This is a genomic window from Endozoicomonas sp. YOMI1, assembly GCF_024606345.1.
Classification (GTDB): Bacteria; Pseudomonadota; Gammaproteobacteria; order Pseudomonadales; family Endozoicomonadaceae; genus Endozoicomonas.
This window is the reverse complement of record NZ_JAHHPM010000207.1, coordinates 1-11,732: the sequence shown is the minus strand read 5'-3', so window position 1 is coordinate 11,732 and position 11,732 is coordinate 1. Positions and strand designations below refer to the sequence as shown.

General features: G+C 46.4%; 9 protein-coding genes. 7 read left to right on the top strand and 2 right to left on the bottom strand.

Annotation, left to right across the window (positions count from 1 at the left end):
* The first annotated feature begins 224 nt into the window (after positions 1-224).
* Positions 225-491 (top strand): TfoX/Sxy family protein, encoded by a 267-nt coding sequence (locus KDK15_RS07080; RefSeq protein ID WP_066014644.1) that lies wholly within the window; start codon positions 225-227, stop codon positions 489-491.
* Positions 492-518: 27 nt separating this feature from the next.
* On the opposite strand, the gene KDK15_RS07075 is transcribed toward KDK15_RS07080, so the two are convergent.
* Together KDK15_RS07075 and gcvH are read right to left on the bottom strand one after the other, a co-directional pair.
* Positions 519-1,265 carry a molybdopterin-synthase adenylyltransferase MoeB gene (locus KDK15_RS07075; protein ID WP_257294663.1) on the bottom strand — a complete coding sequence of 249 codons (747 nt, stop codon included), beginning with the start codon at positions 1,263-1,265 and terminating at the stop codon, positions 519-521.
* 189 nt (positions 1,266-1,454) lie between these two features.
* On the bottom strand, positions 1,455-1,847 hold the full coding sequence (gcvH, locus tag KDK15_RS07070) for a glycine cleavage system protein GcvH (RefSeq protein WP_257294662.1): 393 nt from the start codon (positions 1,845-1,847) through the stop codon (positions 1,455-1,457).
* 364 nt (positions 1,848-2,211) lie between these two features.
* Between gcvH and KDK15_RS07065 the strand changes: the two genes are divergently transcribed.
* From KDK15_RS07065 to KDK15_RS07040, 6 genes are all read left to right on the top strand, one after another.
* A complete protein-coding gene (locus KDK15_RS07065; protein WP_257294661.1) occupies positions 2,212-2,745 on the top strand; it encodes a DinB family protein in 534 nt (177 codons plus the stop codon).
* Positions 2,746-2,959: 214 nt separating this feature from the next.
* Positions 2,960-4,354, top strand: coding sequence for a S8 family peptidase (locus KDK15_RS07060; protein WP_257294660.1), 1,395 nt, complete (start codon positions 2,960-2,962; stop codon positions 4,352-4,354).
* 168 nt (positions 4,355-4,522) lie between these two features.
* Entirely contained in the window at positions 4,523-6,652 is a 2,130-nt protein-coding gene (locus KDK15_RS07055) for a TonB-dependent siderophore receptor (protein WP_257294659.1), read from the top strand.
* A 21-nt stretch (positions 6,653-6,673) separates the two neighbouring features.
* Positions 6,674-7,207 carry a YfiR family protein gene (locus KDK15_RS07050; protein ID WP_257294658.1) on the top strand — a complete coding sequence of 178 codons (534 nt, stop codon included), beginning with the start codon at positions 6,674-6,676 and terminating at the stop codon, positions 7,205-7,207.
* A gap of 5 nt (positions 7,208-7,212) precedes the next feature.
* Entirely contained in the window at positions 7,213-10,029 is a 2,817-nt protein-coding gene (locus tag KDK15_RS07045; protein WP_257294657.1) for a response regulator, read from the top strand.
* Positions 10,030-10,330: 301 nt separating this feature from the next.
* Positions 10,331-11,732: Ig-like domain-containing protein (locus tag KDK15_RS07040; RefSeq protein ID WP_257294656.1), on the top strand; the 1,402-nt coding region annotated here is incomplete at its 3' end.

Genomic DNA, 11,732 nt, shown 5'->3' with positions numbered 1-11,732 from the left:
TCCCACATCCATGTGGTCGTGCGCGAGATTCGGGGCAGTTTATGAAATATCCGGGCTAGAAAGTCCCAACAAGGTGTCAAAATAACACTGCATCGGTAATAACTGATAACTCTATGGGAGGACCTCAAAAGTCTGGTCTATTCTTAAGGGAAAATGACTTCTGACTTGTTAATAATCATGCTGTCTCTGGTACGGAAGCTAGAGTTGAGTTAGGGATCCAGTACATGGCAACTGATCTGATCGAATTAAAAAACCTTGGCAAAACATCCGTACAATGGTTAAACGCTGTAGGCATCAGAACGCTTGAACAACTCCATGACGTAGGCTCTGTTGCAGCCTACTGCAAAGTTCGTGATCGTGGCTTTAAAGTTTCCAAAGTATTGCTCTACGCCCTTGAAGGAGCCCTTATTGGAGCGCACTGGAATGATCTTGACCCGGACTACAAGGCCCGCCTGTTAGAGGCAGTAGAAGACAGCCCTCCACCACCCTGACACCACCTCGCAAAAGCTCGACGCCATTTACATCCGGCTGCAGACAGGGCATTCTGGATCTGCCTGCAGCCCCATGGTCTGCCACTCCATGGTCATCGCGTCAAAAATCATCAAACGACCATTCAACGTTTTGCCAAATCCGGCAATCAGCTTGATGGCTTCCAATGCCTGCATTGTGCCTATCATTCCGACCATGGGCCCCAGAACTCCCGATTCAGAACAGCTGAGGTTTTCATTGCTCTGCTCATCATATAAACACCGATAGCAGGGCGCATCAGGCTGACGACGATCATAAACTGTAAGCTGGCCATTAAGCCTGATGGCTGCACCGCTGACCAGAGGAACAGAGGCCCTGACACAGGCAGCATTGATGGCAAACCGACTGGTAAAATTATCGGTACAATCCAGGACCACGGTCGCTTTGCTCACCTGCTCTAACAGGCCTTCACCTTCCAGACATCCATGGATAGTCTCAATCTGAATACTGTCATTGACTGCCAACAGCCGGGCCTGTGCAGCGGAGACTTTTGTAGCCCCCTGATCATCTGCACAATAAAGTAACTGCCGCTGAAGGTTGCTGGTATCCACCGTATCCGGGTCAACCAGCACCATTTGTCCTACGCCTGCTGCCGCCAGATACTGAGCTGCAGGACAGCCCAGCCCACCCAGACCAAGAATTAAAACGCTCGATGACAGCAACCGTTCCTGCCCTTCGATATCAACCTGGGGAAGCATAATTTGTCGGCTATAACGAAGTAACTGCTCATCATTCATGGATGGTAGCTGTCCTTAATAAAAAATAGCTTGAAAGATAGGCTGCCTTTAACCATCAGGAAGTTCGGCACTTAAGTGAAGTATAAGGAGAGCATCAATCCGATAACACACCCACTGCTGTCTGTTTGCAGTAGGTGGTTGGTAACAGGTAATGAATTCAGATGCAGGAATCAGCTTGCCCGGAATCTATCAAGACTCTGACTCAATAAACTCACCATAGGCTTCTGCATCCATCAGATCATTGAGTTCGCCATCATCCTCAAGTTTCATCTTGAAGAACCAGCCATCATTATAAGGGTCACTGTTGACGGTTTCCGGAGCGTCTTCCAGAATGCCATTAACTTCAAGAACTTCACCCGTCAATGGTACATAGATCTCTGAGGCAGCTTTTACAGACTCCACAGCGCCGACTTCATCACCTGCAGCGAGTAAAGCACCAGGTTCAGGCAGTTCAACAAAAACCACGTCCCCCAGGGCTTCCTGGGCATAATCTGTAATACCAATAGTGACGGTACCATCTTCCTCCAACCTGACCCATTCATGGGAACGCAGATACCGTAACTCAGAAGGTATATTGCTCATCTATTTATCCTCGGTTGACTCTCAGTAAAGCTAAGGTGCCTCACCCTATTATCCCCCTCCCGGAAGACAACTCGGTGAAATCAAACGCTGTTTATTGGCTCACGACTGTCGAAGAGCTCATAGTTGACTGGCACGAGCATTCTAACGAGTTTAGTGGGAAGTTTACATAGCACCATCTCGGTTAACCGCCGGAATAAAAGGTACCTCTGACTTTTTTGAGCTGACTGCCGCGTATACAAAACCCGGCAGCCTGTGCAACACTGAAGAGGCATAAGACAGTGCAGAATAGCCCAAGCCGTGGGTCTGAAGTTGAGCAAACACGACACGGATTCATAGTAAATCAAGTGATAGGGTGCAGAGTCGAATGTCACTACACAATGCCTGCCAATGTAATGAACAATTGTTGTCTGAGTTGATTCAGGCTATTGAAAAACTTCCTGCAAACAATTACCAGAAATCTGCCACTCCTGACAGCGCTCAGACCATAGGCGCCCATGTACGCCATATCATTGAGTTTTATCAGTGTTTTTTATCCGGTCTGGATAGTAGATACATTAACTACGATAACAGAAACAGAGACCCGGAATGTGAGAGGAATGTCTCTTCTGCAGTAGACGCTTTACTAAGTATTAAAGCGCGGCTGGTTAAGTTGACAAAGAATACATGGAGTAAGATCAATCTCACCCTCAATGCCAACACGGATACCAATGGAAGTGTTATTAAGGTGGAAACATCTGTCGTTCGTGAGCTGTTATATTTGCAATGTCATACCACCCACCATATGTCAATCATCAACTTGCTGCTGCAACAGCTAGGTAACCAACCCCCAAAAAATTTCGGCGTTGCAACCTCAACACTGATTTATCGAAAACAGCAGGAAGCATCCGCTGAAAACTAAGCCGCCGTTCTATGGTATTTCACAAAATCGCTACAATGCTCAGCACCCATATATTTTGACAGCATTTTTTCATCAATCATCCAAAATACTTTGAAGCCTCTATATCCATCCACCATACTTTTTTCTTAGGTGGATTCCAAATTCCTATAAGTAGTTAGCCATACAGAATCAAATATTTCATTTGGTTAACTACCTACCCCTGAGGTAAGCATCAATGAACCCACTGCTGACAAGGATTGTTTTAGCAGCAACACTGTTAACACCAACATTCATTTCACAGGCTGAAGTGGATAATTACCGACTTTTATTACAACGAACAGATCGAGTCATTGTTCACTTTAAAGAAAAGCCTACCGAAGCCAGAGCATTAGCCTTTATTAAACAGGGGGTAACCCATGGTGGTTATGGGGTTGCTGCCGGCAAAAGGCAGGAAGTGCTGTCAATAGGAGCCACCGTTAATCTTGAAGATGCTAAAACGCTGGCAGCGGGATTAGAAGATGACCCTCAGGTAAAATTTGCTGAGCCAGACTTGGTTATGCAGGCCATGAGAGTCCCTAACGACCCTCTTTATAATGAGCAATGGCACTACTTTGAAACCAGAGCGGGTATTAATCTCCCTGCTGCCTGGGAAATATCCATTGGCAGTACTGACAATGTGATCGGTGTTATTGATACCGGAATTACTGACCATAAAGAGATTAATGACAGGCTGGTAGCAGGTTATGATTTTGTTTCTGATCCCTGGATGGCTAATGATGGTGATGGCTGGGATATTAACCCCCAGGACCCGGGAGACTCTCTTCAGTCAGGAGCCTGCGGCACCTCATTTGGAGACCCGGTTCCGGCTAATGCTCGAAAAAGCAGCTGGCACGGTACTCACGTTACGGGCACGATTGCGGCGACAACCAATGATAGCATCGGTGTTTCAGGGGTCACCTGGCTCTCCAGGGTGCAAACTCTCAGGGCCCTTGGGCGATGCGGTGGTTATACCTCCGACATCGTATCAGCCATGCGTTGGGGGGCAGGCCTGAAAGTCTATGGACTCCCGATAAACCCCAATCCAGTCAACGTACTGAATCTAAGCCTTGGTGGTCAGGCGCTCTGGTGTCCGCAAACCTATCAGGATGCCATTGATGAAGTGGTTGCTGCGGGTGTCACTGTGGTGGTTGCAGCAGGCAATGAGCAACAAAATGTGGCGATGAGCACGCCGGCAAACTGCAAGAATGTCATTGTAGTTGGTGCTATCAATCGCACAGGAAACCGCAGCTGGTACTCAAATTATGGTACCGAGATCGACATTATGGCCCCCGGTGGTGAAACACAGCTCCAGGGCAATGGCATCCTGTCATTGTACAATTCAGGGCTGAAGGGACCGAAAAGTGGCTCCTACAGTGAGCTACAAGGCACAAGCATGGCAACACCACACATCGCTGGTTTGATCGACCTTAGCTACGCTGTCAATCCAACGCTGCCACCTTCTGAACGTGAGCGCCTGTTGAAAGAAACAGCAAGACCATTTGCCTCAGAAAGCGATTGCTCAACCTTCAGATGCGGTGCCGGGATTGCTGATGCAGCGGCCTTCCTGAGAGCAATCCAGGAGGCTAAGTGAGAAATATTCAGACGAGCCCTGAAATCAGGTCTAGGTTTTTAATAAGGGCTAAAAGATAAACAGGTATTGCAACGCTTCAAAGATCAAGCAATGGAGCAGAATACCCGGAATGAACAGAGAATGATTCAGCAGTGCTTCTCTGTTCAATAAATCCAATGGAGTGGAACCTTGAAACCATCAAATCATTCACTGCTGCTGGCTGGCATTTTTTCATCTCTCATTACTCCCTTGAGTCTTCAGGCTGATTCAGATCCGGAAATGACCGATGACGGACTTCTGGATCTCAGCCTGGAAGAGCTGATCGCTCTGGATGTCCCCGACGTCACATCGGTATCCAAGAGAAAACAACGCCTGATGGACTCCCCTGCCGCTGTGTTTGTTATCACCAATGAGGATATTCAACGTTCAGGAGTGACATCCATTCCAGAGGCGCTGAGAATGGTGCCAGGTATGCAGGTAGCCCGGTTAAATGGCAATACCTGGTCCATCAGCACCCGTGGCTTTAATTACATTTTCGCCAATAAATTGCTGGTACTGATAGACGGACGCACCGTTTACTCGCCTTTGTTCTCAGGGGTTAACTGGGATGTTCAGGACACCATGCTGGAAGACATTGCCCGTATTGAGGTGATTCGCGGCCCGGGCGCGGCACTGTGGGGTGCCAATGCCGTGAATGGCGTGATCAATATTATTACCAAACATGCGGCAGATACTCAGGGTGGTCTGCTTTCTACCGGGTTTGGCTCCGAAGAGAAAGCTTTTGCGGCCTATCGCTACGGCGGAACACTGGGTGATGATGGCTATTATCGGGCCTTCTTTAAAACATTCACCCGTGATGGTCTTGCCAACTCTAACCGTGATGGACTTGCCACCTCCGATGGCACTGATGCCAACGATGACTGGAATATAAACCGTGCAGGTCTTCGGGCAGACTGGCGGACAGAAAACGGTGCTGAAGCATCGTTGCAGGGAGAACTGTATGACGGGACAACCCGGCCACCTCTGCATCTATTTGATTACGAAGGTACTTTTGAAAAAGACACGGTCACCCATCTGAACAGGGACCAACAAGGTGGGCATCTGATTGGTAACTACCAGCAGTACTTCAGTGATGGCAGTAACTTTGCTGTCAAAGGTTACTATGATCGCTATGAGAATTACGACTATCGGGTCACTGAAAAACGAGATGTTGCCGATGTGGAATTTCAACATCAACTCATGCCTTGGGAAGACCATAACATTATCTGGGGGCTTGGCTATCGGCTGACCAAATATAACCTGAGCGATATGAATAATATAACCATGGCGGAGAATCGCCGGACGGATGAACTGTACAGTGCTTTTATTCAGGATCACATCACAATCTCTCCCCAGTGGAGCATTTCTCTAAGCTCCCGGTTTGAGCATAATGATTTTACCGGTTACGAAATCCAGCCTAATGCCAAGGTCACCTGGAAAGCAGCAGAAAACCGGACATTCTGGGGATCGTTATCCAGGGCGGTGAAGACACCATCCATCAGTGAAACATCAGTCACTACCCGGGGTATTAATTTTTTCAGTGAGGCACCTAAAGACACAACCTATATGATGAGTATTTCAGGCAATGAAAATCTGAATTCAGAAGAGTTGACGGCATTTGAATTAGGTTACAGAGAGCTGTTCAATAACAATCTAAAAGTGGATGTCACAGCCTTTTATAATCAATACAAGGACATTATGGCTTATGTAGCTGGTGATAGTTGTCTTGAGGGGACAACGGATGATCCGAATCCTTCTCCTAATTTCTTTCGGTGCGTACTTAATAACTCGCCAAATAGCAGAGTTGCCAAAGAATACCCCACCAAACTGGACAATGGGCTGGATGCAAAAACCTATGGACTGGAGGCTATTGTTGACTGGCAGGCAAAGGACTGGTGGAAGCTCCAGGCAAGCTTCAGCACGCTTCAGGTCGATGGCACCAGCCAACAAAATGACTCCTATCACAAAGAAAATGAAACGCTCATTGAACAACTCAGCGCTAACAATACAGCAAACCTTCGATCCAGTATGAATTTACCCAATCAATGGTATCTGGATTTCTGGGTGCGCTATATGGATAACCTGAGAAATGCCGGAGTTAGCAATTATACGGCTCTGGATTTCAGGGTGGCCAAAAAATTCGGCAAAGACTTTGAATTGTCCCTGACCGGCAAGAACCTGTTCGACAAACAACGGCTGGAATTCGATGAAATCTTCAGCGGACTCGGTGAAACTGAGGTACAGGAATCCTGGTACCTGCAGTTACGCTGGCAACATTAATCGGATGGGGGAGATAACTTCATGCCGATCATAATCAACAAAACGTACGCAGTAATTGCAATAGCGTTGCTCTGCTGCTTAAACGTCACTCAATCAGAAGCCAGCGACGTTACCAAAGCGGATAAGGTTAAGGCCGCCATTGTCTATAAAATTTCCAAATTTGTTACCTGGCCCGGAAAAAAGCAGACCCTGGCACTGTGCATTATTGGTAGTGGAGCTATTAACAGTGAACTGCAAAAAATCAATCATAAATTCAGCAGGGGACGGCGTATATCAGTCACTCATAAAATACATAGCGCCCCATTGGAAAAGCTATGCGACATTGTCTACATCCATAACTCAACGCCACATGTCGTATCCGGTATCTTACAGAAATTAAAAAATGAATCAGTACTGACAATCAGTGATAGCGAAAACTTCGCTTATCAAGGTGGCGTGATAGGACTGATCCGTACCGGTAGCCGGATTCAATTTGCCATCAGTCAGAGTGCAATCAGAAATGCGAGCCTGTCAATTAACGCCCAATTGATGGGGTTAGCCAAGGTTGTTAAATAGTCATTATGATAACATTTAAGAACCTCCCCATTAAAAAGAAGTTACGATACGCCATGCTGCTAACGGCGTATTCCGTTCTACTGGTGACCCTGAGTGTACAAACCGTCAGTGAGTATTTGCACTCACGGTCTTTGCTGGTCAGTAAACTGGAAACGTTAGTTGAAGTGATTGGTGCCAATGCCCAGGCAGCTCTGATGTTTGACGATACGGTAGCTGCTGAGCAACTATTGAACGGTTTCTCCAGCACCAATGAAATAGAAGCAGCCTACTTATTAAATCCAGCCGGTGAGCGCGTTGCAGGCTATCATCGGGAAAAGAAGCAACCCTGGGCTTTTACCCTGCAAGAACTTAACCAGCCCGTTACCTTATTCAGCAAAGCCAAACTGCATTTATATCGTCCTATCAATTTGGATGGTCAGTTTATTGGTGCCATTTATATCCAGTCAAACCTGAGTGAACTCTACCTGCACCTCACTCATATCTTATTTTTGGTCATGATTGCGGCATTAATTTCTATTGTACTGGCTGCAATGCTGAGTGCCAGGCTGCAAAAACTGCTGGCACGTCCCATTACAGAGCTGGCTGATACCATCAGCGAAATCACTGAATACCAGCAATATGATCGCCAAGTTCAAAAATATGATAACGATGAGATTGGACAACTGTATGACTGCTTCAATGACATGCTCATGCAGATAAAAGAGAAAGATGACCGACTGCAACAACATCGTGAAAACCTGGAAGCCACCGTTACCAGTAGAACGAATGAACTGAAAATGGCCAATCGGGGTTTGAAAGAAAATCTGACTGAGCTTAATGAAGCCAAAGAGGCCGCATTGGATGCGGTCAAAACAAAAAGTTCCTTCCTGGCCAATATGAGCCATGAAATCCGTACGCCAATGAATGGCGTTCTTGGCATGCTGGAATTAATGAAAGATACGCCGCTGACCAAGACCCAGAGTGACCTGCTTAATACCGCCTACTCCTCTGCAGACTCCCTGTTACAAATCATCAACGATATTCTGGATTTCTCTAAAATTGAAGCTGGCAAAATGACTATTGAAAAAATAGATATCAATGTCAGGGATATTGTGGAAGATGTCTGCACATTACTGGCAGGCACCGCCAGAGAGAAGGGGCTGGAGCTTAGCTGCTATACCGATATTGATCTGCCAGGAACACTGAAAGGAGACTCGGTAAGACTGAGACAGGTTTTAACCAACCTGATTGGTAATGCCGTAAAGTTCACCATCAAAGGAGAGGTCAGCGTTAAAGTAAACCTGATCAAACGATCACAGACGTCGGCTCAAATTGAATTCTCTGTGGAGGATACCGGCATTGGTATTGCTGAACATATCCTGCCAACCCTGTTCAATGAGTTTACCCAGGCCGATGGCAGTACTACCCGGAAGTTTGGAGGCACCGGTCTGGGCCTGACGATCTCCCGACAGTTAGTGGAATTAATGGGAGGCAACATCCGTGTTATCAGTGCTGAAGGTCTCGGCTCGACATTCACCTTCACTCTGGAGATGGCAATATCCCAAAACCAATGCAAGCAAAAGTCTCAGGTACTTCATGCACTGGATGGTATAAAGGCCCTGGTCGTTGATGATAACAACACCAACCGGGAGATTCTTCGCCACTATCTAACGGCCTGGGGTTTGGATCACAACGAGGCATCAACCGTAAAAGACGCCCTCCAGATATTGAGAAAAGCTTATAACAACAACCAGCCCTATGAGCTTGTCTTTCTGGATATGCATATGCCCGAAATGAATGGACTGGAATTATCTAAAGTGATCGAAGACGATCCCGACTTACAGCCCATTCGCAGAATAATGCTCAGCTCTACCGGTTTTATCACTCAGGAACAACAGCAAGCTGCCGGACTGTCCGCCTGCCTGAGCAAACCATTCCGGCAGTCCAGCTTACTGGATACCACAATGCAGGTTATGCATTACCATCACGCCAGCCAACAACCGGATGGTATGACAGACCAGCATAAACCGGAAACGGCAGTATTCTCAGAGAGCATCCAAATACTTCTGGTAGAAGACAATGTGGTCAACCAGAAAGTCGCTACCAGCATGCTGAAAAAAATTGGCTTGAGTCATATTCATTTAGCCGAAGATGGTCGCGAAGCGGTGGACATGAGCCGACATCAAACCTACGACCTGGTGCTGATGGACTGCCAAATGCCTGAGATGAGCGGATATGAAGCCACAGGTCTGATCAGACAAAGAGAGCGTGAGCAACAGTTACCCAGAATACCGATCATCGCGATGACCGCCAATGCAATGGCTGAAGACAGGGAAAAGTGCCTGGCTGCCGGTATGGATGACTATCTGAGTAAACCGGTCAAAATTGACCACCTCAGAGAAAGGCTGGCACACTGGCTGATTCACGACACGCCGCCACAGGAAACAACACCTGAGGCTGCAGAAAAAACCCAGGCTATGGTCAGCAAACTGGATCAATCAAAACAGCATCCATTAATTGATCAGTCCGTATTCAATTCGCTTCAAGAGCTGATGGAAGAAGAGTTCCCGGTACTGATTAACAGCTATTTAGAAGACGCACCTAAATTAATGGCCGATATCCAGTTCTCCTCCAAAGATGCAGACCGTGAGGTTCTGGTAAGAGCTGCCCATACCCTGAAATCAAGCAGTAACAATCTTGGCGCCATACAGCTGGCAATGATTGCAGCCGACATTGAGAAGGAAGGAAAAGCCAATAAGCTGGCAGAAGCATCAGCGTTAATCTCTTCGCTGGAATCAACGCTTGATGAAACCCTGAAAATTCTTAGAGAGCTCAATGCTTAAAGTCATCACCCTGACAATTTTTTCGACTGTTTGTCCACGCGAAACCTCTATGAAAAATTATCCAGCGTCAATATTGCCGTTGCCTCTTATAAACAACAAAGATCAAATAATAAAAAAGGAACTAACAACAAAAAACAATCAAAAAATTGACTCATCAAAATGACATATGATTCATCTGACTACTAATCTGTCTTTTTAAAAATGTTGACTGATTATATCTCACACCAAACAACTACAATTACTGAATAAGTTCATGAACCGCATGTGAGCCGGACAACACCTTAGCGGAAGAGGTAACCTGATGAATTCTGACAACAATATCCCTATCATAGGATATGTAACCGATGCCACCTCATCCATTGAAGTCATTGATTCAAAAGGAAACATTGTAACAAAAAACATTGGCGACCCCATTTTTCTTGATGAAGTCATTAACAATGAGTCCGGTTCAGAAGTTGTCATCAAATTATTAAATGGACAATCACTTACGGTTCCGGTTGCGCAACAATTGGTGATGGGGGCAGAGCTCGTTAATAATTTTGACCCAACGGCTGCCGGTGAAGAAAGCGATCAAAAAGAAAGTGATCAAGAAAAAAGCGACCAAGAAAAAAGCGACCAAGAAAAAAGCGACCAAGAAAAAAGCGATCAAGAAAAAAGCGATCAAGAAAAAAACGATCAAGAAAAAAACGATCAAATTGAAGTAAGTGATCAAATTAATGACTCACCAGAAAAACAATCAAATGATTCAGATTCAACGCAGAGAACTCCAAATCAACTAGATAGAGGCATTAGCGAGTCACGGACATTTTCTCGAGCGGCCATTATTAAGCAGGAGAGCAATCAAAATACAGAACGCCAATCACAGGGTAACGAGCCCAGGCAACCGGCGTCCAACTCATCCAGCCAGCTGGTCAATAACCAGTTATCTTTCCCCACCAGTACTGCTCCAGTTATCAAAAATCAAAACTTTAACGTTAATGAAAACGTCCCTGAAGACGGTTCTACAGTGATAGGTCAAGTTTTAGCCGGTGACTCTGGCAATAAAACGTTTGCCATCACCGGGGGCAATGAAGACAACGCCTTTGCCATCAGTCCCACAACGGGTGAACTTCTAGTTACCGGCCCCCTGAATCATGAAAGCAGGGATAGCTACAACTTAACCGTCGAAGTAGCCGACCAAGCTGGTTTCAGTGAAAATATCACCGTTAGCATTTCAGTTAATGATCTCAATGAAGCGCCTGAAGCCTATGACGATGTTGATAACAGCCATGAAAATCATGTACTGAGCATTGATGTATTGGCAAATGATGTCGATGACGATCTGGATGACAGCCCTGCCAACTTCAACCTCAACAACGCTGAGATTGTCGATAATCAAGGCAATGTTATAACTGGTCAGGGCTCTGTATCCATTGTCGATAATCGGCTGCAGTTTACTCCCGGAGCTGATTTTGATTATCTGGCAATCGGTGAGTCAGCTGTCATCACCATTCACTACATCATGAGTGACGATGGTGGTATTACCTCGGATGCCATCACCACCATCACCGTCACCGGCACCAACGATGCGCCGGTGGCCACCGCAGATACCGATAATACCTGGGAAAACAACAGCGTCACCGTCGATGTAATCGCCAACGACAGCGACCTGGATACCAGCAACACGCTCAGTGTCAGTGCCGCCAGCATTGCCACCATGACCA

Bases quoted from the DNA above. Each gene is read 5' to 3' on its own strand.
- KDK15_RS07080 (WP_066014644.1), top strand. From the start codon at position 225: ATGGCAACTGATCTGATCGAATTAAAAAACCTTGGCAAAACATCCGTA.
- KDK15_RS07075 (WP_257294663.1), bottom strand. From the start codon at position 1,265: ATGAATGATGAGCAGTTACTTCGTTATAGCCGACAAATTATGCTTCCC.
- gcvH (WP_257294662.1), bottom strand. From the start codon at position 1,847: ATGAGCAATATACCTTCTGAGTTACGGTATCTGCGTTCCCATGAATGG.
- KDK15_RS07065 (WP_257294661.1), top strand. From the start codon at position 2,212: ATGTCACTACACAATGCCTGCCAATGTAATGAACAATTGTTGTCTGAG.
- KDK15_RS07060 (WP_257294660.1), top strand. From the start codon at position 2,960: ATGAACCCACTGCTGACAAGGATTGTTTTAGCAGCAACACTGTTAACA.
- KDK15_RS07050 (WP_257294658.1), top strand. From the start codon at position 6,674: ATGCCGATCATAATCAACAAAACGTACGCAGTAATTGCAATAGCGTTG.
- KDK15_RS07045 (WP_257294657.1), top strand. From the start codon at position 7,213: ATGATAACATTTAAGAACCTCCCCATTAAAAAGAAGTTACGATACGCC.